Genomic DNA, 24766 nt, shown 5'->3' with positions numbered 1-24766 from the left:
CCATTATCATCTTTGCCATGGCTCTAGCTTCTAGTTTATAAAATTTTAGATACGAAGTAAGGTCGATAAAGGCCTCGTCGATGGAGTAGACGTAGATGTCCTCTTTGGCGATGTATTTTAGATAGATGCCGTAAATTTTAGCCGCGTAGTCTATGTAAAACTGCATCCTGGGCGCAGCGATTATATATTTGATGTTTTTAGGGATTTCAAATAGCCTGCATCTGTTTTTTACGCCAAGAGCCTTTAGAGCGGGGCTAACAGCTAAACACACGCTACCTTCGCCTCTACTAGCGTCGGCGACGACTAAATTCGCCTCAAATGGATCAAGTCCTCGCTCCACGCACTCGACCGAGGCGTAGAAGGACTTTAGATCGATGACGGCGTAGGCGGGAGTTTGGGTTTTCATAGGTGGTTAAATTTGCTTGCGCGCTAGGCGGAGTTAAAGAGCGGCTGGGCGGGCCAAATTTGACTCCGCCGCCGCAAATGCTTTTAAATTTCGTCTAAAACGCATCGTCGATAGCTTGACAGATGATATGCCCTATCATGATATGCATCTCTTGGATGCGCGGCGTATCGTTTGACGGCACGACCAAATTTAGCTCGCAAAGCTCGTTCATCGCGCCTCCCGTGCGGCCGCTTAGACCGATGGTTTTGATACCGATTTTTCGCGCGAGCTCGAGCGCTTTTACGACGTTGCCGCTATTTCCGCTAGTAGAGATCGCGATGAGCAGATCGCCCTCGCGGCCCAGAGCCTCTAGCTGACGCGAGAAAACAAACTCATATCCGTAGTCGTTGCCAATCGCCGTGAGCGCTGAGGTATCGGTCGTTAGCGCAATGCCGGCTAGCGCGCCTCGCTCGGTTTTATAGCGACCCGTTAGCTCGGCTGCGATATGCTGCGCGTCTGCTGCACTTCCACCGTTTCCGCAAAGCAAAATTTTACCACCCGCCTTTAGCGTCGCTACCGCCGTTTCGCAGGCTTTTTTGATGTCAGCTTCCAGTGCAAATGTCGCCTGTATCGTCGCTAGATGTCCCTCTAGCTCGCTTTTTATCATCTCAAGAGTCTTCACTTTTTATCCTTTTTATCGTCGCGCTCGTGCTTTTGCCCGCTACGAACTCTACTAGCCGCACGTCTTTTACGACGCTACTGCCGACGACTTCTTTGCCTTCGTAGTCCGCACCCTTTACTAGCACGTCGGGGCGCAGTTTTTCGATCAAATTTAGAGGCGTTAGCTCGTCAAATATCGTCACGTAATCAACCGCCCCAAGAGCCGCCAGCACGGTAGCGCGATCAGCTTGCGCATTTACGGGGCGAGCGTCGCCTTTTAGCGCGCGCACCGAGGCGTCCGAGTTTAGCCCGACTACTAGTATATCGCCAAATTCCCGCGCCTTAGCTAGATAGCTCACGTGTCCCGCGTGCAGGATGTCAAAGCAGCCGTTTGTAAAAACCAGCCGTTTTTCGCCGCGGCTAGCTAGCGTCGCGGCTAGCTCGTCCGCGTTTTTGATTTTCTCCTCGAAGCCGGCCGCGTTTTTACGGCGTACTAGTTCGTTTATCTCCTCAAAGCTAGCCGTCGCCGAACCGACCTTAGCCACGACGACCGCGGCGGCTAAATTTGCCGTCTCGATCGCTTTTTTGATACCTTCGCCGGCACCCAGCATCACGCCCAGAGTCGCTAGCACCGTATCCCCCGCGCCCGTGACGTCAAAGACCTCTTTTGCCAGAGCTGGAAATTTAACCGCCCGCCCGTCCTCTAAAAGCGCGATACCCTCCTCAGAGATCGTAATCAGCGAATGGGTCAAATTTAGCTCGTTTTTTAGTAAATTTAGCGCCGTAAAAAGCTGCTCGTCGTTTTCTATTTTAAAGCCCACGGCCTCGCCCGCTTCTTTTTTATTGGGCGTTAGCAGCGTGGCGCCCTTGTATTTCGAGTAGTCCGCACCTTTTGGATCGATGAGCACGGGCTTGCCGGCATCCGCGCATGCCTTTATGAGTTTTTGGCACAGCGACGGCGTCAGCACGCCCTTGCCGTAGTCCGATAGCAGCGCGACGTCGTAGCTCTCTAGCGCGCGGGCGAAATTTGCCGCCAGCTCGTCCTCGCACGTTACGGCTTCGACGCTTTCTTTATCTATGCGCACGACTTGCTGATGCGTCGCCATCACGCGGCTTTTTATCGAGCTCGTGCGTCCGATCTCGCGTTTGATAAACTCAGGTCTAGCGCCCTGCTCCCGCAATATCCGCTCTATCTCGTCGCCCGTTTCGTCATCGCCTAGCACGCTCATGACGCCGACTTTTGCGCCTAGCGAGAGCAAATTTAGCACCACGTTACCCGCTCCGCCTAGGCGTTTGGTTTCGTTTTTTATCTTTACCACCTGCACGGGAGCTTCGGGCGAGATACGCTCGCAGCTGCCCCAGATGTAGTGATCGAGCATCAGATCGCCCGCGACCAAAGCACGTACTTCACGCATTTATCTCTTCCTCGTATATCCTTTTTATCTCGGCCGCGTAGTCTTTTATGCCCTCTTCCAGGCTAAATTTAGGCTCGTATCCTAGCGCCTTTTTGGTCGGCTCGATGTCTGCTTGCGTATGGAACTGATATGAGCGCGCATACGGGTTCGGGATGTATTCGCAAGGCAAATTCGACCCTAGCTCGCGCTGCAAGATATCTACGATCTCTTGAAAGCTTCTTGCCGTGCCCGTAGCTGCGTTGTATACGCCGCTTGGCGCGTTTAGAGCGAGCAAATTGGCCTGCACGATGTCTTTTATATAGACGAAGTCGCGTTTGATTTTATCGCTACCCTCAAAGAGGCGCGGATTTTTACCGCTCAAAATTTGTAGACCGAACTGCAGCACCATCGAGGCGGTCTTGTTTTTATAAAATTCCCTCGCGCCGTAAACGTTAAAGTATCTCAGCCCTACGACCGCTACGCCTTTTTTGGCGTATTTTCGGCCCAGATCGTCCATCTTTAGCTTTGAAAAGCCGTAGACGTTGTTGGGCGCTTCGCATTCGCCCACTCTTTGCGGGCTTTTTGCGTTGCCGTACGTGGCGCCGGAGCTCGCGTATATCATGCGCGTGCCAGTTTTTTCGCAGATATCCAGCAGATCTTTAAAGCTATTTAGATTCGTCCTTACGAGCTCACCCTGCTCGGTCACCGTAGTGTCCGAGATCGCCGCCTCGTGAAAGATCGCGTCGGGGGCAAATTGCTCGATCATGGCTAGCGTCTTTGCGCAGTTTATGTCGCCCTCGTAAATTTCGCCCGAAAATCCGAGCAAATTTTTAAAATGCCCGAAGCTTTTTAGATTACCGTTGCTAAATTTCTCGTCGCTTCTAAATTTATCCACGGCGAGCACTTCTACGTCTTTTAAATTTTCATCGAAATAATGCGCCAAATTTGAGCCGATGAAGCCCGCAGCGCCCGTTATTACGACCTTTTTTATATCTTTCATATTTTTCCTTCTTTTTTTAAAAACTCTAGCGCCTCAGCCACGCTTTTTAGCCGGTCGCCGAGCTTTAAATTTACCCCTACGCCCGCGCTTTGCCCCGCCTGCACGTCGCTATCCTTGTCGCCTATCATTATTGAGCGCGCAAGGTCGATGTTTAGCTCGTTTGCGGCCTTTATCAGCATGCCGGGCTTTGGCTTACGGCAAAGGCAATCAGCTTCCGGCGCGTGCGGACAAAAGTAAATTTTCTCTATCTTTACGCCCTCTTTTTTAAACTCGCTAAGCATAAAGCCGCAAAGCTCGTCAAACTGCTCCAGCGTGTAGTAGCCTCGTCCGATACCTGATTGATTCGTCACTACGACTAGCGCGTAGCCCGCCTGCGCAAACTCCCTCAAAGCGGCAAAAATGCCCTCTTTAAAAACGAAATCCTCGTGCCTATAAACATAGCCTACATCCTCGTTTATCACGCCGTCGCGATCGAGAAATAGCGCCTTTTTTGGCACCGCTTTAAACACTGTTTTATCCATGGCGAAAATTATACAAAAAAAATCTAAATTTAACCGAAAATCGCCGCCCGCGCCGCGCTAGAAACTAATGCTAAAAACTAATGTAAAATTTAGCTTTTTGTACTATAATTTGCCCGCAACAACTCCCACAAAAGGATATAAAATGAAAAAACTAATCGTTGTTTCAGGTGCAGCCGCATTGCTAGCGGGTAGCCTATTTGCCGCTGACGGCGCGACTCTTTACAAAAAATGCGCAGCCTGTCACGGACCGAAAGCGGAAAAAGTGTATCTAAATAAAGTTCCTGCGCTTAACACGCTTTCAAAAGAAGAGATCGCCGAGAGCCTAAAAGGCTATAAAGCAGGCACTCTAGATAAATTTAAAAGCGCAGCTATGATGAAGCCTATCGCAAAACCACTTAGCGACGACGACATCGCAGCTCTATCAGAGTACATCCCTACTCTAAAATAACCCTTTTCGGCGGAACTTTTTCCGCCGATTTTTCTCTCTTTTTTATTTCGCGCTTCATTTTAGTAACTTTTTTATAAAATTTCTTTTCTTTTAAGCTTTTAGGGCTATAATCTCGTCTAAATTTCTATCAAAAAGGACGAAAAATGAAAATCTATCACATCGCTACCGCTGTTTTGGCGTTAAATTTATCTCTACTTGCGGCCGACGGCGCAGCTATTTACAAAAAATGTTCGGCCTGTCACGGCGAAAAAGCTGACGCAAAATACGCAAACAAAGTGCCTGCGCTAACTAGCATCAGCAAAGAGGACCGCATAAAAGCACTACAAAGCTACAAAGACGGCTCAAACAACGCCTTTGGCATGGGCAAAGTCATGCATCTACACGCTAAAAACCTAAGCGACGAGGATATGGCGGCTGTTAGCGAGTATATCGATAGCTTGAAATAATCTTTGCAAGTAGATTTCAAACGATCTCTGCGGAGTAAATCTTAAAAATCCCGCGCTTGGCTTGCTTTTTTGGCAAGCCTTCGCTCGCTAGGCTCAAATTTGACTTTAAATTTGAGCTTTTTGTAGATATTTGGGCGACACAAATTTGACGGACAAAATCTAGTTTATCGGTATAAGAGCTCAGAATTTAAGCCAAATTTGACGCCGCTACACAACCAAACTCGTGAATTAAATTTAACCCTCGCTCACAGATTTTAGCCACACAAACGTCAAATTTATCCTTATTGAAGCCGCTTGTGATGTCCGCCACTTTTAAAATTTTCACTCAGATTTACCGCCTTATCGCGCATTTTAAGGTGGCAAATTTAGCTCCAAATTCGCTCTATTTTAAATTCTAGTGCAAATTTATCCGCTCAAATTTGACGCCGAATTTAACGGAGGCCAGCCAAAATTTGACGCTCAAATTTAAACCCACTATCCGTCAAATTTGCCCGCACGATTTCTGTTAAATTTAAACTCAAATTTAAACCAAAACACTCACTCCGGCGGCTTATAACCCTTTTCTTTACGGCGAATCTCTAGCTCATAGGCATCATTTAGCGCGTCTTCGTCGTCAAATTTCGTCCCGTCCAAAAATTTGCACTCGTCATCAAACTGCCTGGTTTTGAGCCCCCACAGCAGCGCCGCCAGCCCGCATGCGCCAAGCAGCGTCGAGACGCCGATCATCATCGCCACGACCGCCCCGCTCATCGCTCGCTCCTAGCCCGCATCGCGTTTAGCACGACCGCGACCGAGCTTAGCGACATCGAGAGCGCGGCCACGGCGGGCGCTACGTAGCCGGCCATAGCTAACGGTATCGTCACGGCGTTATAAACGAGCGAAAAGGCCAAATTTTGCCGCACGATGCGGTAGGTCCTGCGCGCGAGCCTAACCGCAGCCGCGAGCGAGGCGGGGTCGTCTCTCATCAGCACAACGTCGCTTTTTGCGATGCTCACGGCCGCTCCGCTACCCATGCACACGGCCACGCTTGAGAGCGCCAGCGCGGCGGCGTCGTTTATCCCGTCGCCCGCCATCAGCACGTTTCGGCCCTGCTGAGCCAGTTTTTCTACGTAGGCGGCCTTGTCCGTAGGCAGAGCGTTTGCGACCGTTTCGCCCACGCCTAGCTCCTCCGCCGCGCGCTTTGCGGCGTATTCGTTATCGCCCGTTAGCATCGCCACGCACATACCCGCGTTTTTTAGCGCGGCTACGCACTCTTTGGCACCCTCTTTTAGGCTTTCCTCTAGCTCAAATACCGCCGCGATCTGCCCGCCCACGGCAAAAAAATAGCAAGTCTCGCGCACCGCTTCGCCGTTATAAAGCCCCAGCTCGCGCATAAATTTCTCGCTCCCACCGGCTAGATTTATGCTGCCAAATTTAGCCCTTACTCCGCGCGCCGCGATGTTTTCAAAGCCGCTTAGCTCTAAAAGTTTTAAATCTCTAAAATTTGCGAGCAGATACTCGCCAACCGCGCGGCTAACGGGATGATCCGAGCCGCTAACCAGCGAAAAAAGCGCGCTAGCGTCAAATTTGCCCGAGTGCGTAAATTTACTAACCTTGAGCCGCCCGGACGTGAGCGTACCGGTCTTATCAAACACGGCCGTATCGCACTTCGCTAGACTTTCGATAATACGCGCTTCTTTAAAAAGTATCCCGCGCCTAAAGCCCGCTCCAAGCGCAACGAGCGTGCTAACTGGCGTAGCAAGCCCTAGCGCGCAGGGGCACGAGATCACCACGACCGAGATCGCGACGATGAGCGCGGCGGAGAGCTCGCCCGTGCGCCAGAACCAAAACGCAAACGTCGCTAGAGCTAGAGCCGTGATAGCGGCCGAAAACCTCGCCGCGATAGCGTCTGCGAGTGCCTGGATTTTAGGCTTTTTGGCTGCGGCGGTTTCGAGCAGATTTATGATACGGGCTAGCACCGACTCGCTAAACACGGCACCGACCTCATAAACCAGCGCCCCGTCCACGCAAACCGAGCCGCTTTTTATCTCGTTTTCGCCATCTTTTGCGCTAAGATACGCTGGCGCGCTCTCGCCGCTAAGGCTAGAGAGATCAAAGCTCGCCGCGCCGCTTACTACGACGCCGTCTAGCAGCACGCGCTCGCCGACTCGCACGACCACTAGTTCGCCCACACGTACCTCCTGTGCGCTTTTTATGGTTATTTCGTCGCCGTTTTTGACGCTAACGGAGTTTAAATTTAGCGAGTTTAGATTATCAAGCGTGTCGGCAGCCTTTTTCTTGCTCAAGACTTCCAAATATTTGCCGATAAATACGAAAGTGATTATCATCGCGACCGAGTCAAAATACACCTCGCCTCGCCGCGAAAACATCGCGTAGATCGAGAAAATATAAGCCGAGAGCGTGCCGGTAACGATGAGGCTATCCATGTTTTGCGTTTTGTTTTTTAGCGCCGTCCAAGCACCCCTAAAAAACCCGCTTCCCGTGTAAAAAAGCACCGGCGTAGCGAGGATAAATTCGGCGAAATTTATGATAGAGCGCACGTCGGCGCGCATGCCCGTGAAGTAGCCGCCGTACTGCGCGACGGCCAGCCACATGATGTTCATCGTGCAAAATATCCCCACAAGCAGCCTAGCGTAAAATTCGCGCTTTTGCAGAGCTAGCCTATGCTCCTGAGCCTGAGCGTCGTATGGGTAGGGCTCGTAGCCGATGGAGCGGATGAGAGCGAAAATTTGAGCCAAATTTACCTCGTTTTCGTCCCAGACGATGAGGGCTTTATTGTTAACAGAGTTTATATTTACCTCTAAAATCCCCTTCTGCGCAAATAAAATCTTCTCGTTTAGCCAGACGCAAGCCGAGCAGTGGATGCCCTCGATGATGAGAGAGATTTTGTTAAACCCGTTCTCGTTTTTGACGTAGTTTTGATAAATAGCCGCGAGGTCCTCTTGCGACTTTTGCGCCGCGTTTTTTGCGCTTAGGGCGGGATTTAGCGTAGTTTTGCCAAGCCTTTCGTAAAACTCATTAAGCCCGCTTGCGTTAAGTATCTCGTAAACTCCCGCGCACCCCTCGCAGCAAAACAGCTCCCCGCTACGCTCTATCAGCGCCTCGCGCTCAAATTCGCCCCTGCAATGCGCGCACTTAAATTTGCCCATCGGTTACTTTTTTCTTTCGTTTTAAGATTTTAGATTATACGTAAAATTTCTAAAGCCTCGCTTGATTTTGCTAGCTTTGGCGCGGATTTCGCTTGCGCCCGAATTTGACGGCAAATTTGACAGATTTTCCTCACGCCAAAAACGCAGCCGTGAATTTGACCGGATTTAGCTAAAACTCGCATCTTTCAAATGCCAGTTAAATTTTAACCTCAAATTTAACGCAACAAAAATAGCAACTTCTCACGCAAACTCCCTATCTATCACGATGAAAATTTTATACCCAGGAAAGCTTAGCGATATCTCGCACTCTATCTCGGCGCGCAGACGGCTTAGATTTTTCTCGGCAAAATCGACCACTACGTCAAACCTCACGCTCTTTTTCTTAGTATCTATAAAAAATGCGTGAAATCCGCGCACGCTGCTAAATCGCGAGAGTAGATTCGCCACACAGGCGCGACTCTGCTCCTGCCCCAAATTTACGCTATAAACGCCGAAAACCAGGTAAATCCTGTAAATTTTATAAATCTTAATCTGAAGCTCGTTTAACCTCTGCGAAACCTCGCTAAGGGGCAAATGCTCGTCTATCTCGATGTTTACCGAGCCGACGTATCGCTGCGCGCCGTAGTTGTGCAGGATCAGGTCGTATGCGCCGCGCACGATCTCGCAGCGATTTACGGCGGCGTAAATTTCGTCGCTGATCTCCTTTTCGACGCGCTGACCGATGATTTTATCGAAGGTTTCTTTTATCAAAAGTACGCCGTTTACGATAATAAAAAGCGACGCCAAAGCACCCGCGTAACCGTCTATCTGGACGTCGGCGAAGTACGATAGCGCGGCGGAAGCAAGGATCACGCACGATATGATCGCATCGCCCAAAGCTTCCTGCCCTACGGCTCTAAGCGAGATAGATTTGGTCTGTTTGCCGATCTTTTTATAGTAAAATCCGAGCGCAAATTTGACGAATATCGCGCAGAATAAAAACGCCAAAAACGGCATCGTAAAGCTAGTAGGCTCCGGCGCGAAGATGTTTTCTACGGAGGTTTTTAGAAACTGAAATCCCAGCATCAGCACGATGACCGAAACGATAAGACCGCCGATATACTCGGTCCTACCGTAGCCGTAGGGGTGGGGCTTCGCCCGGTATCTTGCTAGCTAGTTTTGAGCCGAAAATCGTGATGATACTTGAGCCTGCATCGCTAAGGTTATTTACAGCGTCTGATATCAATGCGACCGAGTTTGAGACCATGGCGATAAAAATTTTCGCTCCGGCTAAGAAGAAATTCGTAACTATGCCGATAAGCGCGGTTTTTATTATCCTTTTTTCGCGCTTGCCGTCTTTAAAATCCATCATTTTGAGATTCCTTTTCATTTTTGGCGAGATTATATCACTTCTTGACATCAAAGCCAAAATTTTATAAAATGCGACTTTCAAAAACTTCTTTTGAAACTTAAATTTATCTACAAAATTATTCCGTAATTTTAAAGAGGACACAATGGAAAATAACGCGACCCAGCCTGCAAATTCTGCGCAGGAAAGTCAAAAAACCACAAAAAAACACCAAAACTCGCGCACTCACATCCCCGTCGACGGACACAAAATCGAAGAGCTAAGAACTCTTAGCCTAGAGGAGCTCATCGCTATCGCAAACAGCGTAGGCGTCGAGAATCCGCGCGAATTTCGTAGACAAGATTTGATATTTGAGATCCTAAAAACCCAAACAAAACAGGGCGGATTTATACTTTTCACGGGCATTTTAGAGATCACGAGCGAGGGCTACGGCTTTTTGCGCTCGGTAGACGCAAACCTCAGCGACAGCTCAAACGACGCCTACGTCTCAAACTCTCAAATTCGCAAATTTGCCCTGCGCGTGGGCGATATCGTGACGGGTCAAGTACGCGAACCCAAAGATCAGGAAAAATACTACGCTCTGCTAAAAATCGAAGCGCTAAACTATATGCCGCTAATCGAAGCCAAAGAGCGCCCGCTATTTGACAACCTAACTCCGCTTTTCCCGACGGAAAAACTTCGCCTCGAATACGACCCGATGAAGCTAACGGGCCGCGTACTCGATCTCTTTACGCCTCTTGGCAAGGGTCAGCGCGGCCTCATCGTCGCACCTCCTAGAAGCGGTAAAACCGAGCTCATGAAAGAGCTAGCCCACGGCATCGCGCGCAACCACCCCGAGTCGCATCTCATGGTACTGCTCGTGGATGAGCGCCCAGAGGAGGTCACCGACATGCAGCGCTGCGTAAAGGGCGAGGTATTTAGCTCGACGTTTGACCTGCCTGCGATGAACCACGTGCGTGTCGCCGAACTCGTCATCGAAAAGGCAAAACGCCTCGTAGAAATGGGCAAGGACGTCATCATCCTGCTTGATAGCATCACTCGCCTAGCGCGCGCGTATAACACCGTAACTCCGCCAAGCGGTAAGGTCCTAACCGGCGGCGTGGACGCAAACGCCCTGCATAAACCTAAGCGCTTTTTCGGCGCGGCGCGAAATATCGAACACGGCGGCAGCCTCACCATCATCGCCACCGCGCTCATCGACACGGGCTCGCGTATGGACGAGGTTATTTTCGAGGAGTTTAAAGGTACGGGCAACAGCGAGATCGTGCTAGATCGCAACATCTCCGACCGCCGAATTTACCCGGCCATCAACGTACTAAAATCAGGCACCAGAAAAGAAGAACTACTGCAAAAACCGGACGAACTGCAAAAGATCTGGGCTATCCGCTCGGCGATAGCTACGATGGACGACGTAGAGGCGCTTAAGTTTTTATACGCCAAGATGCTAAAAACCAAAGACAACAAAGAGCTGCTTTCGATATTAAACGAATAGTCGGTCTAAAAAACCGACTTATTTTTATATACTCTTTTAAATTTAATACCAGATCTTATTTTATCTACACAACCCGCCCAGCCAAAGCCGCTCAACGCTGTTTAATGTATTTAATTTTATAATACGCCTTTATTTTATATTAAAAGGACACGGATGAAACATTTTGTTTCCAAGATTGCCCTATGGATTAGCTTGGGCTCTGCTTTGGCCATGGCAGAAGGCGTGTTTTTGGGCTTAGAGGGAGACTACTCCTTTGGTTCTAAAATAAAATCTCAAGATAGCGATCCTTTAAAAAAGCGCAGTTTGGCCTAGGAATAAAAGGCGGCTACGATTTTAACGTATTTAGAATTTACGGAGCATACATATACGATTTTAAGGTGAAAAAACAAGGAGAGGACGCAGACGGTTCGTTTTCTTTCAAATGGAATACGCATAAATTTTTAATCGGTGCCGACTATACGCCCGTCGTCGCACAAGACTTTAAGTTAGTCCTAGGCGGCTACGCAGGCTACTCAAAACTAAAAGACCAACTAATAGCCAACGATGCATATTCTGACAGCGGTAGCGTAAGCGGCTGGGTTTTAAGGGGCAGATTGGGCGGCGAATATCCCCTTGACGCAAATAACGCGATCGAGCTAGGCTTCAAAGCCGACAAAACATTTTATAGCTACAACACCAAAGAAACAAACACCGGTTTCTACCTAGGCTACACATACAAATTTTAATTTTAAAGAGCCTATTTCAGGCTCTTTCTTCAATTTAAATTCTCCAAACTAGGCTCTCCAAACAGTCGTTTAGCTTCTTTTAAAACCGCTTGATTTTTTGCGGCTTTAGGATCGGTTTGAGTTTTTGCGGCCAAATTTGACGTAGGATTTTGAGCGTTCAAATTTGCCTCGTTTGAGGACGAGTCGTCAAAATTCGCTTCGCTTTGAAACTCTTCGCCGCTTAAATTTGCTGTATCTAAATTTTGCCTTACGTCGGCGTTTGCAGGCTCGCTTGCGTCTTGCTCAAAAAGGCCATCGTCATACTCGGCCGCCTCGCTAAACATCTCGCTCACGCCATCAGGATCAAACGGCGGCTCGCCAAAGGTAGCCGTTTGCGGCGCGTGGTTTTGGTTAAATTTAGCGGCGCTGCTTGGCTTTTGCTCCGTTTTTGCGGCATTTTGGCTCTCTAGCCGTCTTAACTCATCATCTAAAAACGCCAGATCCGCCCCGGCTGCGATGCCGTCGTCGCTCTTAAATTTTAGCGAATACGCCTCATGAAAATCGTGCGTGTCGTCGCGCATACTCTCAAAATCGGGCGCAAATTTAGGCTCGGCCGGCTGATTTAAATCCGTCTGCGAGCCTTGCGTCAAATTTGACTCGTTTTCGTTTAAATTTAAGGGCGCAGTTTCGTCGCGTAACGAGTCGCTATTAGCTTGCGTGCTCGGAGCCGCGTCATTTATATCCGCTTGCATTTGCGGAGTCAAATTTTGCGTTTGCTCACCCTGCTCGCTGCTTTCAAATTTGGCGTCTAAATTTTGCTCCGAGGGCGCAACTGCCCCCTCCTCGCTACCGCCTGCAAACAAATTTCCGGTCAAATTTGAGAGCTCTTGCGCTTGCTCGTTTTGGCTTAAATTTTCTTGCGCGTCGTCCGAGTCAAATTTGGAGCCAGCCTGGTTTGGCGTCGCCTCATTGCTCTCAGATTTTGCCGCACCACCGCGCTCGTCATCCAAATTTGCCGCGCCCTTTTTATCTTGCGCCCCTATTTCTGGGCTTTGCCTGGGAGTTATCTTTATCTTTGCACTCTCACCGAAAAGACTACGCAAAATCTGCAAAATCACCTTCGATCCATCGCGAAGCCGCTTCTGATCGTCGCCCGCCGCACTTGAAGCCAGACTCATGCAGCCGTCCGAAAACTCCAAAAACTCGATGCAGTTTTTAAAGCACTCGCCAAGATCAAAGCTGCGGTCGTAAATTTTGGCCAGAAACGCCTCGTAAGCGGGGCTTGTAGTTTTCACGGCATGGGTTTGGTCGCCCATCTCATGCGGAGTCTTGGCATTTAATTTTGCCGAGCCGGTTAGAGTCTGAGCGCTCAAATTTCGCCCATGAGCCGCACCGTTTTGCGAGGCGAGTTTAGACGCGTTTGCGCTCGCAAAATTTGAAGCCGCGCGCGCCTGCGAATCCGCAAATTTTTCCCTCGCATCCACGGCTATCATCTCGTCGATCGATTTTAGATTTATCGCCTCGATCATCATAAAAAGCATCACGCCAAGCACGAATCCGCCGTCGCTGCTGACGCTTAGCATCGAGCGCGCCTGCGAGAGGATCCTAAAAAATCTCTCGTACAAAAGCAACGAGTATTTCGGGCTTTGCGCGAGGAAATTCGCCTTGAGATTTGCCGTTATCTCATCTATCACCATCTCGGCATCGTAGCTTTCTAGCTGCGCTACCGCCGCGCTTACGGCCGATTTGTCGCCGCTCATTACAAGAGATAAAATCTCCTCTATGCGCTGCGGATCAAGTAGTCCAAGCATCTGCGCGATGGCGCCTTGCGTGAGCTCGCCCTTGGCGTAGATGATGGCCTGATCTAGCAGCGTGAGAGTATCGCGTAGCGAGCCCGCGCCGCTACGAGCGAGGATCTCGAGAGCCTCTTTTTCATGCGGGACGTTTTCGCGGTTTAGGATAAAGTCAAGATGCGCGACGACGTCCGGGCGCGAGATCTGGCGAAATCTAAAATGCTGCGTGCGCGATAGCACGGTGGCGGGCAGCTTGAGCGGATCGGTCGTGGCCAGGATAAATTTGACGTAGGGCGGCGGCTCCTCGAGCGTCTTTAGCAGCGCGTTAAACGCGGGCGTGGAAAGCATATGCACCTCGTCGATGATAAAAATCTTAAAGCGCGCGATCGCCGGAGCGTACTTGGTCTGCTCGATGAGCCCCTTTATATCGTCGATACCGCGGTGGCTGGCCGCGTCCATCTCGATGATGTCGATGTGGCGGCCTTCGTTTGCGGCGATGCAGTTGGCGCACTGCTCGCAGGGCCGGCTAGTCGGACCGTGATCGCAAACTAGCGCCTTTGAAAATATCCTAGCGCTTGATGTCTTGCCGCTGCCGCGAAGCCCCGAAAAAAGGTAGGCGTGAGTGAGGCGGTTCTCGTCCAAAGCGTGCGTGAGGCTAGTGCTGACGGCCTCCTGGCCTACGAGCTCGCTAAAATTTCGCGGTCTATATCTAAGCGCTAATGCTTGCAACACGGATTTTTCCTTAAATTTAAGATGTGATATTCTACTTTTTTTTGGATAAAAATTTAATATATTACGGCTCGGCGCGTCGCAAGGCGGGATAAATTTCGGCGAGGGAATTTGCCAGCAAGCGCGAATTTGTCGCATGCGTGTATCAGGCGGGCAAATTTGACGTGCGCGCTGCTTGCTCGCGATAAACCGCGATAAATTTAACGCAAAATAGTATCGCCAAAACGCCGTCAAATTTAGCCGCGGATATTTTGGCAATTTCGCAGAATTTGCTATAATCGGGCGAAAATGAAATTCAAAAAAAGGGAGAAAATGAGAAAAGTTATATTATGCGCGGTTGTTTTGGTATTTGGATTATTGGCTGCTGGTTGCGAGAGGAACGACTATCAGCACCCGATGTACCGCTCTACTAAAAATAAATAACTCCAAATCAGGCGGTTACTTGCCGCCTTAATCTTAAATTTATCTCGCTAACGTTTTATAAAATTTGACGCTTTCGCGGCGCATTTTAAAATTTAACGTCCTCGCAAACCTCTTTTATTTTGTCGTCCACGGATTTTATTAAGGTCGTATAGATATTTATGTCGTATTTGTCCAAATCTTCTTTATTTTTTATCAGCCAATCCCTGGTCTCGATGTAGTCTTTTAGGTACTCGTTTTTATCCGTTTGGCAAAAGCCGTCTATATTTGCGCATCTATTTGTCAGTATTTGCCAGTGCAAAATTTGGCTTACGATGGAGTGCAACCTCGCGTTTTCATAATACTCAGCCGCTTCGGCCTTTTTGGCTTTATTGTAGATTTCAGGGTATTTTGAGGAGTAAAGCGCGTTCATATATTTTATATATTCGCGCAGCTTTATGAGTCTTTCGTGTTGTTTGACGTCTTGAGATTTTGTTTCGTTTTTTATATTTACCAACTTTCGCCCGTTTTTATTTTTTATATCAGACCAGTTTGCGAGTACGTTTTTTGAAAATATAACGGACGAGTTGTTAAATGCTGCATACCTGATCTCTTGAAACATCTTGTCTTTGGCTTCATATTTAACCATATTTTCTATGGTTTCCCACGCTTTTTCATTTATTTTTTTGACTTCGTCCATATCGTACTTCATAAACAGATAAATGCGGTCGGATGCGATATACATCATCAGCCTAAAAACATACCAGTCCGCGTACTTTTCCGCATCGTCGTCGGGTAAATTTTCTTTCCATCTTTTTATGAAATAATCCTGCAAGGCAAGCACAGGCTGAACGATAAAGCTTTTTTCATCGACAAAGGGAAGTTTGGTTAGAAAGTTGCCGTACACCATCATAAAATTTGCACCTATTAGCCACTCTTTTGCTTTCTTGTAGGGCTGGACTTCGTAGAGCCACTCGCTTCTTTGGTTTACGTACATGCCGATATGGCTGACTATGAAAGCTATCAGGGCTATCAAAAGTAGTTTTTTGAGGGGTTTGGCTTGATTCGGCGATTTTACGTTCATTTTTGATCCTGCGAGGTTATTGCGGGTATTTTACATATTGCGTCCTTAAACATTTTTAAAATTATATTTAAATGCATTGAATTTATTTACTCTGCAGTTGGACGGTATTGTAAATTTGGCATCAGGTTTTTTGCGGCGCGGGTTTTGCAAGAAAAGCGTAGCAAATCTGTTGATTTATGAATAAAATTTAACGCATTAAAGTAGAAAATAAAAAGCGGCAAATTTTAGCAAACGAAGCGGATCAAATTTGAGATAAATTTAATTTAACTCAAATTTGATCCTAGTGCTGCGCCCTAAATTTACCGCCTCAACAAGTGCGACCAAATAGCTCAAATCAGCTACAGATCGCCAAACAGCGCTTTTAGATCCTTGGTATTTTCGTCTTTGCTCTCGCCTCTAGCGCCCAGCTCGTTTAGCTCGATCTCGTGACCGGTTAGCATGCTAGCTAGCCTGATATTTATGCCGCTTTTACCGATAGCCTTGCTCTTTTGCTCGGTTACTAGGCTCACGACGGCTTTGTTATCCTCGCCGATTTTAACCGAGCTGATGATCGCGGGCGCCATCGCTCGCGTGATGAGGATAGTAGGCTCGGCCGAATACTCGATCGCATCGATATTTTCGCCGTTTAGCTCTTTTGTCACGGCATTTATGCGCACGCCTTTGGTGCCCACGGTCGCACCCACGGGATCGACGTTAGGCGAGGTGGCTACGAGCGCTACTTTAGCGCGTTCGCCCGGGATTCTAGCGCTTGCGGCGATCAGCACGAGGCCGTCTTTGATCTCCGGTACTTCGGCTTTTAGTAGGGCTTCGAGGAATTTTGGCGACGTGCGGCTTAGCTCGACCTTGATGCCCATAGATTTGTCGATATAGACGCTTTTTATGACAGCCTTTACGACGTCGCCCGGTTTAAATTTCTCGCCTTTTATGCGGTTTTTGCGCGGCATCACCGCTCGCAACTCGTCTATCTCGATGAAGGTATTTTCCTCGCTATCTACGCGCGTGACAGATCCAAACACCATGTGGCCGACCATGTCTTGATACTTTTGGAAGATTTTTTCCTCCATCAGGCGCTGGATGTGGTACTCAAGCTCCTTGTGAAGCGTCTGCGCTGCAGTTCGGCCGAGATTGTCGGTAGATAGCTCGTATGTTAGCTCGTCGCCGATCTCTACGCCAGAGTCTACTTTTTTGGCTTCGCTTACCCCGAGATAATGCTCGTTGTCCTCAGCCAAGCGCTCGTCGCCGTCTTCTACGACGGTGATTTTTTGATATAGATGAAGGGTCTTGGTCGCATTATCGATAACCGCGTCGTATTCGTAGTTTTCACCGTAAATTTTCTTTGCGGTATTGATAATAGCTCTTATAACGCGCTCTTTTACGTCTTCAATTTCGAGCCCTTTTTCATTTGCGATAGATTCTATGATATCCGCTATTTTTTCCATATTATTTTTGCTCCGTTATTTAAATTTGGGGGAATTTTTGAGTTAGAGGGGTATTATACAAGCTTTATACTTTTAAGAAGTTTAATGCGTTTTTTATGATGAATTTGCTATATTCACAGATTAAATTAAAGATTTCAAAGGATTAAAAATGGAGCTAAAACTCGCTAGAACGCAACTTGACGCCAAACCAAAAACGATCTCTCTTGAAAAAATCGAAGCGGCATTTGCAAAAGATCCGCAACAAATTTTCTATTTCGACAGAGAAAACAGCCACAAACAACTCATCGCTTTGGTTGAATTTTTCGAGGAAAAAGGCCTTAGCGTCTATCACCGCACCGTAAAATACGGACTCGACGAAAACGACTATATGTACGAGGTGCACATCCTTTGAGCGCAGCGCAAAAAAAGCTCTTTATCCAGACTTTAGGCTGCGCGATGAACGTCCGCGACAGCGAGCACATCATCGCCGAGCTCAAGCAAAAAGAGGACTACGAGCTCACCCAGGACATCTCCGAAGCCGACCTCATCCTTATCAACACCTGCTCGGTGCGCGAAAAGCCCGTGCATAAGCTTTTTAGCGAGGTCGGCGGCTTTGAAAAAGTAAAAAAAGCGGGCGCTAAAATCGGCGTTTGCGGCTGCACGGCAAGCCATCTGGGAAGCGAAATTTTTAAACGAGCGCCTTACGTGGATTTCGTACTGGGCGCGCGAAACGTCAGTAAAATTTCAGCCGCGGTCAAGACGCCTAAATTTATCAGCACCGACATAAATCACGACGAGAGCGAGTATGCATTCGGCGAATTTCGCGGCTCGCCGTATAAAAGCCACATAAATATCTCGATCGGTTGCGATAAAAAATGCACCTACTGCATCGTCCCGCACACCAGAGGCGACGAGATCTCGATCCCCGCAAATTTGATCCTACGCGAAGTAAAAAAAGCCGCCGAGGGCGGAGCGAAGGAGATTTTCTTACTCGGACAAAACGTAAACAACTACGGCAAGAGATTTTCAGGCGCGCACGAGAAGATCGATTTTAGCGACCTACTCGTAAAGATCAGCGAGATAGAGGGCGTCGAGCGCATACGATTTACCAGCCCGCATCCGCTTCATATGGACGATAAATTTTTAGAAATCTTTAGTCAAAATCCCAAAATTTGCAAATCCATGCACATGCCGCTTCAAAGCGGAAACACCAAAGTCCTGCGCGAGATGAAGCGCGGCTACACCAAAGAGTGGTTTTTAGACAGAGCCGCTAAACTGCGCGCGATGTGTCCTGAGGTTAGCATCTCAACCGACATTATCGTGGCGTTTCCTGGCGAAACGGACGAGGAGTTTGAGGACACGATGGACGTACTAGAAAAGGTGCGTTTCGAGCAAATTTTTAGCTTTAAGTATTCGCCTCGCCCGATGACTAAGGCGGCGAAGTTTACAAACCAGATCGACGAAGCCGTCGCAAGCGCTCGTCTAACCCGCCTACAAAGCCGCCACAACGAGATTTTAGACGAAATCGTCGCGGCACAAAAAGGTAAAATTTTCGACGTATATTTTGAGGAGCTTCGCGCTAACGGCGGGGTTGCCGGCAGAAGCTTTAATAACTTCCTCGTTCAAGTCGCGGGCAGTGAAGAGCTGCTGGGCAAGACGCTAAAAGTGCGCGTGAACGACCCAAAGAGAATGGTGCTTTACGGTGAGCTCGTGGGTTAAATTTAAACGAAGCGTTTTTATAAATTTAGCCCCGCGCATTATCTATTTTTTTATTTGGATTATATTTTTAACCTGCAAAAAGAGCTTTTCTAAGACAAATTTGACAAACGAGCCCTGCGTCGTGCTGTTTTGGCACGGTAGGCTAGCACTGATGAGTTTTGCCTACGTACACTGGTGGAAAAACGACCAAAATCCGCAAAGACGAGCCAAAGTCATGATAAGCGATCACAAAGACGGCGAGATCATTGCGCGCGTGATTTCGTTTTTCGGTATCGGCGCGATCAGAGGTAGTAGCTCAAAAGGCGCGGTAAAGGCCCTCGCGCAAAGCTTTAGAGAGCTAAAAAGCGGCACCGACGTCATCATCACCCCGGACGGCCCGCGCGGTCCGTACCACAGCGTCGCCGACGGAGCCGTCGTCATCGCGCAAAAGCAAAATGCGCCGATACAAATTTTAAATTACGAAGCGAGCAAATTTTGGCAGTTAAAAAGCTGGGATAAAATGATAATCCCAAAGCCGTTTAGCGAGATTTCTTATACTCTCTCGCCGCCTTTTAGCGTGACGGATATGGAGCTAGAGGCCGCAAGAGAGTTAATAAAAAAGGAGATGGAAAAATGAGCTCAAAGACCGTAGTTTTATCTATCGGAGCGCTTTTGGCGGCCATTTTTATCTCGTTTATCACGCTTAGTCCATCTTACAAAAACGCGCTCGGAGCCAAATTTTGCTACGAGACGGGCGACTATGAAACCGCCTATAGGCTCTCAAAATCAGCCTACCACAAAGATATCTACAACAAACTAGCCCACACCGTGATGGTACAAAGTGAAATCTCGCAAAAATACGCACTCTACATCACTCGCTCAAACGGCTATTTAGAAAATATCCAAAAAATCAGCAAATCAGGCAAGATAAACAAGGCGGATTTAGACAAAATCCGCATGATGTGCGACATTGCCGTGAGCGACTATGATCTGCTAAAACCGTCAAATTTGACCGATCCGTCGCTGCAAGAGGAAGCCAAAATGATAAGGGATAAATTTTTAACCCTGCAAAAAGAGCTGTTTTAATTGAACTTAATAGCTTTTTGGGTATGATAACGCATTGCAATTTTTAGGAGAAATCTTTGCTGATACGTCGTTTTTTTAGCGTCTTATATCTTAGCGCCGTTATCCAGTCTAGAAAATGCCTATTTTACGGCGAGGCCTACAAGGGCGCGAAGCTGTTAAAAACGATAAAAGCAGAATTTGACCTAGATGAATCCGGCGCAGTTTCCCAAAGAGCAAACGAATACATAAGAAATTTGCAAAAAGAGTATAAATGGGTTTATCTTTCGCTGTTTTTCGATGCGCTCGAACAAGGCGCATTTGAGGCTAAAAATGCCGACAATCTCGAAAAACTAGGCATCAAAACAAAAGAAATAACCTGTATAAATCCTGTCAAAAACTGGCTCATCTATGCAAAACACTCAGACGTCAAAGCCGCAGAGGAAAAATTTACGGATATCGGCGTAGACGTACTTTATTCGCCTATCGCGCTAACGCAAAAAGAGATCGAAAAGCATAATTTACCCACGGCAAGCACCCTTTTTGTCTACTCTTGCGAGGATGGTTTTACCATCTGTATAACTTCTAGCGAAGGCGTAAAATACGCTACCGTTTGCAAGGAAAACGATGAGGAGTTTAGCGATAGCGCGGATTTTGATAAAGAAAATAGCGACGAGATAGACGATTTTATCGCGAACGTGGACGAGAGCTTTAACACCATGGACGGCCTGGACGATCTTGGCGAAATGTTAAAAATGGACGATAACGAAGAGGAATTTGCAGACCTCGACTACGACATAAATATGCCAGAATCCACCGACGTAACGGCCTCGGTGTCGATATTTGGACGCGATATGAGCATATACCGCTATATATCGTTAGCGCTTAAAGAATTTTACTCAAATCCTCTATACGACGGCGATTTTATCGAAAACGTCGTGATTTTTGATGCTACGGAGAGGACGAGCGCTACGTTTTTACATTATATAGAAAACGAGCTTTTGGTAAAGACCGCCGTTTATCCGGTTAGTACGCTAAAAACTATGACCGAGCTAATGAAAAAAGAGTTGGAAAATGACTAGTTATAGCTTCATAAAACCTCAGAAAAAACCGTTTTTTGATCTTTTTAGTAAATTTTGGCTACTTCTTATTGCTACGTCCGTGCTGCTTTTTGCCATAGTAAATTTAGTCGTCGAGCTAAAAAGCAACTCGCTACTAAACGAAACGCAAATTTCAAGACAAAAACAAGAACAAACAAAAGAACAGATCAGGCAAACCGACGAACTCACCGCACTTTTAAAGCAAAGAAGGGATAGCGCAAACGAGATCGCAGCCTCAAATGCCGTCTTAAAACAAAGCCTGCGCAACCTACTCGATCTAGTGCCGTCAAGCATCACGCTACACGAGATCTCGATGGACAAAAACTCGCTCATCGTAAAAGGCACCACGCCTAGCCGAGATGTTTATAACATGCTGCTCGCAACGCCGTTAAAGTCGATTTTTAGCACGTCAAATACCTCTTTTTATCAGTTAGATAACGGCTGGCTAAATTTCATCAGCACAAACAAAACCGACAGCTTAGAAGGTAAAAATGAGTAAAGATAGAAGCCTGCAAAATATCGACGTTACCAAGCTGCTCATTTACGTACTCATTTGTATCATAGCTTGCCTTGTGATGATATTTGGCTTTTTAGTACCGAGTATCAAAGAGTACAAGCAGGCAAAATACGAAAGTCGCATGCAAATCGCCGCAAGTGCGCAAACGCAAAGGCTCTACGATGCCAAATCAAAAGCCCTAAACAAGATAAAGCAAAACGATAAGGCCGTGTTAGACGCGCTTGAAAACAAATTTGACGCGGATAAATTTACTCAATTCGCATCAAAATATTTCGCAAACGTAAATCTAAGCGAGCTAAAAGAGGCCACAAAAAACGGCGAGATCTCGGTCTACGAGCTAACCGTAACGGGCTCTATGAAAACTCCTGCTAAATTTTACGAGTTTATGGACGCGCTACAAAGCTACGAAAATATCGTAAAAATCGACTTTCCGATCAAAATGCGCAAGGATACCGAGAAGATCGACGCGACCTTTGGCGTCAAAATTTACAGCTTAAGATAAATCAAAGTTTTTACTCTCCGCTTTTTGTATAATCCTTAAAATTTAAGTTAAGGATAAAAAATGATCAAATTTAACAACGCTGCCGTTGCTTTGGCGACTGCGATTTTGAGGGATTACCTCAGCGGAGCGGTAAATTTTTTCGCCTCAAGAAAAGCTGCAAAATCGGAACTAACGAAACTCACGCCGGCAGAATTTAAAAACGTGCGCGCAAATTTGCTAAATTTAGGCTTTAAGAGCGAGTTTATCGACGAAAACGCCGCCGAGCTATCAGAAATCCTGCGCGGTATCCTAACAGCAGAGCGCCCCAAGCTGCCAAAAGACCACCCCATCGCCACCTACATCAACGAAAACGATGCCGCGCGCGAGCTGATCGCAAAGGCAAAAGAGCTACTAAAAAAGAAATTTATCAAAAACGAGTGGCTTGAAATTTACGACAAACTGGGCGGCTTTAACAGAACGCACTTTGCCAGAAAACAGCACCAGCTCTACTCGATGCTCGAAAACAAAGGCTTTGACCGCCCGTCGCGCTTCATGTGGAGCTTTGATAACAAGGTCCGTGACGGTATCGCCTCAGCGCGCGAGCTGCTAGAGGGCGGCAAGGCTGACGAATTTATCGCGGCGCAGCACGAGATCTACGAAAACCTGCTCGATCTGCTCGGACGCGAGGAGGCGGCGCTCTATCCGACGTCGCTGGAGCTAATCAGCGAGGAGGAGTTTCGCGCAATGAGACGCGGCGATGATGAGATCGGATATTTTCTCATCGAAAAGCCGAGCGAATTTTATCCGTTAAATTTAGACTCCGGCGGCGGACCGAAGTCAAATTTAAAGGATGTAAATTTGCAAAGCGAGTCAAATTTAAGCGCGGTAAATTTACAAAACGGCGACCTAAACGAAGCGATTTTAAATCCAAATTTCCTAAAAGAGCTGTCAAATTTGATGAGCAAATACGGACTAAATCCAAACGCAAGCCGTGATAAAAACGCGGTTTTTGACGTCGCCACGGGCAAGCTCACGCTAGAGCAAATCAATCTCATTTATAAGCACATGCCAGTCGATCTCTCCTTCGTCGATGAAAACGAGATCGTGAAATTTTACACCGACACCAAGCACCGCGTATTTCCGCGAAGTGCGGGCGTCATCGGGCGCGACGTGAAGAACTGCCACCCGCGCGAGAGCGTAGCTAGCGTGCTAGAGATCATCGACGCCTTTCGCAAGGGCGAGCGCGACGAGATCGACTTTTGGCTGGAGCTTCACGGCAAATTTATCTACATCTACTACGCCGCAGTGCGCGATGAAAACGGCGTATTTAAAGGGGTGCTCGAGATGATGCAAGACGTCACGCGCATCCGCAGCCTAGAGGGCAAACGCACGTTGGTGACGTGGGACGATCTAAAGAAAAAATACGGGGAGTGATCGTCGCGGCTTTTAAATTTGATAAATTCAGTTAGTCTTTAGCGGCGTTTGTATTTGCGATTTTGCCTGACCGCACAACCTTGCGCAAAGGCTATGCGAGGTGTAGCCATCAAATTTTATCGATCTTAAATTTTGTGTATTTTTAGCGGCAGTTGCATGCCAAAGCTTACAAAAGTTCTTTAAATTTGGATAGATCCGCGCCCTCAGCAAACAAAAATCCGCGGTTTATCGGCGGGATGGCAAGCCGTCTGCACGCTTCTTTAAATTTTTTATCCATCGCTGGCTTAATGTAAGGCGTTACAAAGATAAATTTTACGCCCGCGCCCACGGCTACCTTGCCGCCTAGCACGCAGCTTGCGCCGTTTTCTAGGCAGCGAGCGCATTCGTTTCGCTGCGCCGAGCTTAGCACGAGCCCTAGCCGCTTGCACGCTTGATCGATGCCGCGAAGCTCGTTTATGCCTCGTTTTACGAGGTAAATTTTAGGTGCGGGGTTAGAAATTTCGGGAATTAAATTTAACGCATCGGCCGCCAAAAACTCAAAGCTTTTTTTCACGCCGCCAAAGTACTCATCCAAAAACGGCTCGCTAAATTTAGCGCGAACGCGACCGCGCTTAAACTGCTCCGTCAAATTCGTCTCGTCGGTGAAGTATTTTAGGTTTCGCTCACGCAAAAACCGCTCCAGCTCGCACTTTCGTACGCCTAGAAGCGGACGAGCGATCACGTAGTCTTCGCGAGTTTCGAGCTCTTGCATGCCAAGTAGCTCGCTAAGTCCCGCGCCGCGCCCAAGCTGCATCAAAAACCACTCAAATTTATCGTCGAATTGATGCGCTAAGATCAAATTTTCATATCCCTGCTCGCGGCAAATTTGAGCGAAAAACTCGTATCTAGCCGCGCGCGCCTCGTGCTCGAAATTTGACGCGCCCAGTTGCACGCTTTTTACGTAAATTTGTTTGCTAAATTTAGCCGCCAAACGCCTTGCCGAGGCGACCTCGTCTTTGCTCTGCGCGCGGACGTTATAATCCACGATCGCGAGGTCAAATTTCACGCTCGCCTCGTCTAAAAGATAAAAAAGCGCCGTACTATCGACGCCATGCGAAAAGGCAAGCAGATTTCGCCCCGATTTTAGCTTATGCAAAACGGGCGCGTTTAGCATTTTAGGCCTTTGCCGTGATCTTGCCTAGCGCCTGGCTGCCCGCTACCTGCGTGATCTCGCACCAATAGCGTCCGCCGGTTTCTAGCTGCTCCACGTCGCTTTCGTTGATCAAAATTTCGCCATCGATGTCCTTGTCCCACAGCGCCTTTTTCGCGGCGTAAAACATCTCGCCCTCGCTACTTTCGCCTTCGAGCGAAACGATAAATTTCTTGCCGAGCTCCTGCGCGAAGCTAGCTTCGATCGCGGCTCGAGTGATCTTTTCGATCTTGCTTAGGCGCTTTGAGATAATTTTGGCAGGCACCTGCTCCATCTCGTATGAGAGCGTGTCCTCCTCTTTCGAATATGCAAACG

The 24766-nt window shown here is 47.9% G+C and carries 27 protein-coding genes and 1 pseudogene; 13 read left to right on the top strand and 15 right to left on the bottom strand.

Annotated elements, in window-relative coordinates:
* The 5 genes from ACTTJF_RS08760 to gmhB form a co-directional block, all read right to left on the bottom strand.
* The coding region (locus ACTTJF_RS08760) for a Y-family DNA polymerase (RefSeq protein ID WP_442551628.1) at nucleotides 1–406 on the bottom strand (406 nt) is incomplete at its 3' end.
* Nucleotides 407–500: 94 nt separating this feature from the next.
* Nucleotides 501–1052, bottom strand: a complete 552-nt coding sequence (gene gmhA, locus ACTTJF_RS08755) for a D-sedoheptulose 7-phosphate isomerase (RefSeq protein ID WP_442551631.1) — start codon at nucleotides 1050–1052, stop codon at nucleotides 501–503.
* A 1-nt stretch (nucleotide 1053) separates the two neighbouring features.
* The gene (rfaE1, locus tag ACTTJF_RS08750) at nucleotides 1054–2460 is read right to left on the bottom strand and encodes a D-glycero-beta-D-manno-heptose-7-phosphate kinase (protein ID WP_442551627.1); all 1407 of its coding nucleotides are present in this window, start codon (nucleotides 2458–2460) and stop codon (nucleotides 1054–1056) included.
* Entirely contained in the window at nucleotides 2453–3439 is a 987-nt protein-coding gene (gene rfaD / locus ACTTJF_RS08745; protein WP_442551626.1) for an ADP-glyceromanno-heptose 6-epimerase, read from the bottom strand. Before rfaD ends, rfaE1 begins: the two co-directional genes overlap by 8 nt.
* Entirely contained in the window at nucleotides 3436–3960 is a 525-nt protein-coding gene (gene gmhB / locus ACTTJF_RS08740; RefSeq protein ID WP_442551625.1) for a D-glycero-beta-D-manno-heptose 1,7-bisphosphate 7-phosphatase, read from the bottom strand. The genes rfaD and gmhB overlap by 4 nt, the downstream gene beginning before the upstream one ends.
* Before the next feature lie 142 nt (nucleotides 3961–4102).
* Between gmhB and ACTTJF_RS08735 the strand changes: the two genes are divergently transcribed.
* On the top strand, nucleotides 4103–4408 hold the full coding sequence (locus tag ACTTJF_RS08735; protein ID WP_122861939.1) for a c-type cytochrome: 306 nt from the start codon (nucleotides 4103–4105) through the stop codon (nucleotides 4406–4408).
* A 143-nt stretch (nucleotides 4409–4551) separates the two neighbouring features.
* Nucleotides 4552–4854, top strand: coding sequence for a c-type cytochrome (locus ACTTJF_RS08730; protein WP_442551624.1), 303 nt, complete (start codon nucleotides 4552–4554; stop codon nucleotides 4852–4854).
* A 187-nt stretch (nucleotides 4855–5041) separates the two neighbouring features.
* Here the strand turns inward: ACTTJF_RS08730 and ACTTJF_RS08725 are convergent, their stop codons facing one another.
* From ACTTJF_RS08725 to ACTTJF_RS08705, 5 genes are all read right to left on the bottom strand, one after another.
* Entirely contained in the window at nucleotides 5042–5179 is a 138-nt protein-coding gene (locus ACTTJF_RS08725; RefSeq protein ID WP_442551623.1) for a hypothetical protein, read from the bottom strand.
* 212 nt (nucleotides 5180–5391) lie between these two features.
* Nucleotides 5392–5604 (bottom strand): cbb3-type cytochrome oxidase assembly protein CcoS, encoded by a 213-nt coding sequence (gene ccoS, locus ACTTJF_RS08720; RefSeq protein WP_442551622.1) that lies wholly within the window; start codon nucleotides 5602–5604, stop codon nucleotides 5392–5394.
* Nucleotides 5601–8003 carry a heavy metal translocating P-type ATPase gene (locus ACTTJF_RS08715; protein WP_442551621.1) on the bottom strand — a complete coding sequence of 801 codons (2403 nt, stop codon included), beginning with the start codon at nucleotides 8001–8003 and terminating at the stop codon, nucleotides 5601–5603. The genes ccoS and ACTTJF_RS08715 overlap by 4 nt, the downstream gene beginning before the upstream one ends.
* Nucleotides 8004–8243: 240 nt before the next feature.
* Entirely contained in the window at nucleotides 8244–9077 is an 834-nt protein-coding gene (locus tag ACTTJF_RS08710) for a cation diffusion facilitator family transporter (RefSeq protein ID WP_442551630.1), read from the bottom strand.
* 34 nt (nucleotides 9078–9111) lie between these two features.
* Nucleotides 9112–9354 carry a cation transporter gene (locus ACTTJF_RS08705; RefSeq protein ID WP_442551620.1) on the bottom strand — a complete coding sequence of 81 codons (243 nt, stop codon included), beginning with the start codon at nucleotides 9352–9354 and terminating at the stop codon, nucleotides 9112–9114.
* A 142-nt stretch (nucleotides 9355–9496) separates the two neighbouring features.
* Here ACTTJF_RS08705 and rho point away from each other — a divergent pair, with 142 nt between their 5' ends.
* The 3 genes from rho to ACTTJF_RS08690 all read left to right on the top strand — a co-directional run bounded on the left by rho (nucleotide 9497) and on the right by ACTTJF_RS08690 (nucleotide 11568).
* Complete coding sequence (gene rho, locus ACTTJF_RS08700) at nucleotides 9497–10843, top strand: transcription termination factor Rho (RefSeq protein WP_002951472.1); 1347 nt, start codon at nucleotides 9497–9499, stop codon at nucleotides 10841–10843.
* 153 nt (nucleotides 10844–10996) lie between these two features.
* Nucleotides 10997–11155 carry a hypothetical protein gene (locus tag ACTTJF_RS08695; protein ID WP_442551619.1) on the top strand — a complete coding sequence of 53 codons (159 nt, stop codon included), beginning with the start codon at nucleotides 10997–10999 and terminating at the stop codon, nucleotides 11153–11155.
* 65 nt (nucleotides 11156–11220) lie between these two features.
* On the top strand, nucleotides 11221–11568 hold the full coding sequence (locus ACTTJF_RS08690; protein ID WP_442551618.1) for a hypothetical protein: 348 nt from the start codon (nucleotides 11221–11223) through the stop codon (nucleotides 11566–11568).
* 29 nt (nucleotides 11569–11597) lie between these two features.
* Here ACTTJF_RS08690 and ACTTJF_RS08685 read toward each other — a convergent pair whose 3' ends face one another.
* The 3 genes from ACTTJF_RS08685 to nusA all read right to left on the bottom strand — a co-directional run bounded on the left by ACTTJF_RS08685 (nucleotide 11598) and on the right by nusA (nucleotide 16991).
* Nucleotides 11598–14069: a DNA polymerase III subunit gamma/tau gene (locus tag ACTTJF_RS08685; protein WP_442551629.1), complete on the bottom strand. Its 2472-nt coding sequence runs from the start codon at nucleotides 14067–14069 to the stop codon at nucleotides 11598–11600.
* Between the two features lie 508 nt (nucleotides 14070–14577).
* Nucleotides 14578–15552 (bottom strand): hypothetical protein, encoded by a 975-nt coding sequence (locus ACTTJF_RS08680; RefSeq protein ID WP_442551617.1) that lies wholly within the window; start codon nucleotides 15550–15552, stop codon nucleotides 14578–14580.
* A 338-nt stretch (nucleotides 15553–15890) separates the two neighbouring features.
* Complete coding sequence (gene nusA / locus ACTTJF_RS08675) at nucleotides 15891–16991, bottom strand: transcription termination factor NusA (protein ID WP_442551616.1); 1101 nt, start codon at nucleotides 16989–16991, stop codon at nucleotides 15891–15893.
* 148 nt (nucleotides 16992–17139) lie between these two features.
* On the opposite strand from nusA, the gene ACTTJF_RS08670 reads away from it, so the two are divergent.
* The 8 genes from ACTTJF_RS08670 to ACTTJF_RS08635 are packed head-to-tail and all read left to right on the top strand — an operon-like array spanning nucleotide 17140 to nucleotide 23262.
* The gene (locus ACTTJF_RS08670; protein WP_002949978.1) at nucleotides 17140–17382 is read left to right on the top strand and encodes an HP0268 family nuclease; all 243 of its coding nucleotides are present in this window, start codon (nucleotides 17140–17142) and stop codon (nucleotides 17380–17382) included.
* Complete coding sequence (gene miaB, locus ACTTJF_RS08665) at nucleotides 17379–18689, top strand: tRNA (N6-isopentenyl adenosine(37)-C2)-methylthiotransferase MiaB (protein WP_442551615.1); 1311 nt, start codon at nucleotides 17379–17381, stop codon at nucleotides 18687–18689. The genes ACTTJF_RS08670 and miaB overlap by 4 nt, the downstream gene beginning before the upstream one ends.
* Nucleotides 18673–19305 carry a lysophospholipid acyltransferase family protein gene (locus ACTTJF_RS08660; protein ID WP_442551614.1) on the top strand — a complete coding sequence of 211 codons (633 nt, stop codon included), beginning with the start codon at nucleotides 18673–18675 and terminating at the stop codon, nucleotides 19303–19305. The genes miaB and ACTTJF_RS08660 overlap by 17 nt, the downstream gene beginning before the upstream one ends.
* Entirely contained in the window at nucleotides 19302–19754 is a 453-nt protein-coding gene (locus tag ACTTJF_RS08655) for a hypothetical protein (protein ID WP_442551613.1), read from the top strand. Before ACTTJF_RS08660 ends, ACTTJF_RS08655 begins: the two co-directional genes overlap by 4 nt.
* Before the next feature lie 56 nt (nucleotides 19755–19810).
* Nucleotides 19811–20812 (top strand): hypothetical protein, encoded by a 1002-nt coding sequence (locus tag ACTTJF_RS08650; protein ID WP_442551612.1) that lies wholly within the window; start codon nucleotides 19811–19813, stop codon nucleotides 20810–20812.
* On the top strand, nucleotides 20805–21329 hold the full coding sequence (locus tag ACTTJF_RS08645; RefSeq protein WP_442551611.1) for a hypothetical protein: 525 nt from the start codon (nucleotides 20805–20807) through the stop codon (nucleotides 21327–21329). The genes ACTTJF_RS08650 and ACTTJF_RS08645 overlap by 8 nt, the downstream gene beginning before the upstream one ends.
* Nucleotides 21322–21849, top strand: coding sequence for a hypothetical protein (locus tag ACTTJF_RS08640; protein ID WP_442551610.1), 528 nt, complete (start codon nucleotides 21322–21324; stop codon nucleotides 21847–21849). Before ACTTJF_RS08645 ends, ACTTJF_RS08640 begins: the two co-directional genes overlap by 8 nt.
* A gap of 60 nt (nucleotides 21850–21909) precedes the next feature.
* Complete coding sequence (locus ACTTJF_RS08635; RefSeq protein ID WP_442551609.1) at nucleotides 21910–23262, top strand: DUF438 domain-containing protein; 1353 nt, start codon at nucleotides 21910–21912, stop codon at nucleotides 23260–23262.
* A gap of 166 nt (nucleotides 23263–23428) precedes the next feature.
* On the opposite strand, the gene tilS is transcribed toward ACTTJF_RS08635, so the two are convergent.
* Complete coding sequence (gene tilS, locus ACTTJF_RS08630) at nucleotides 23429–24415, bottom strand: tRNA lysidine(34) synthetase TilS (protein ID WP_442551608.1); 987 nt, start codon at nucleotides 24413–24415, stop codon at nucleotides 23429–23431.
* A gap of 1 nt (nucleotide 24416) precedes the next feature.
* A pseudogene (locus ACTTJF_RS08625) lies at nucleotides 24417–24766 on the bottom strand (30S ribosomal protein S12 methylthiotransferase RimO); the annotation flags it as partial.

Origin of the sequence: Campylobacter sp. (assembly GCF_052170435.1) — a bacterium.
Taxonomy (GTDB): Bacteria; Campylobacterota; Campylobacteria; order Campylobacterales; family Campylobacteraceae; genus Campylobacter_A.
The sequence above is the reverse complement of the archived record's forward strand: the minus strand, read 5'-3'. Positions and strand labels throughout refer to the sequence as shown.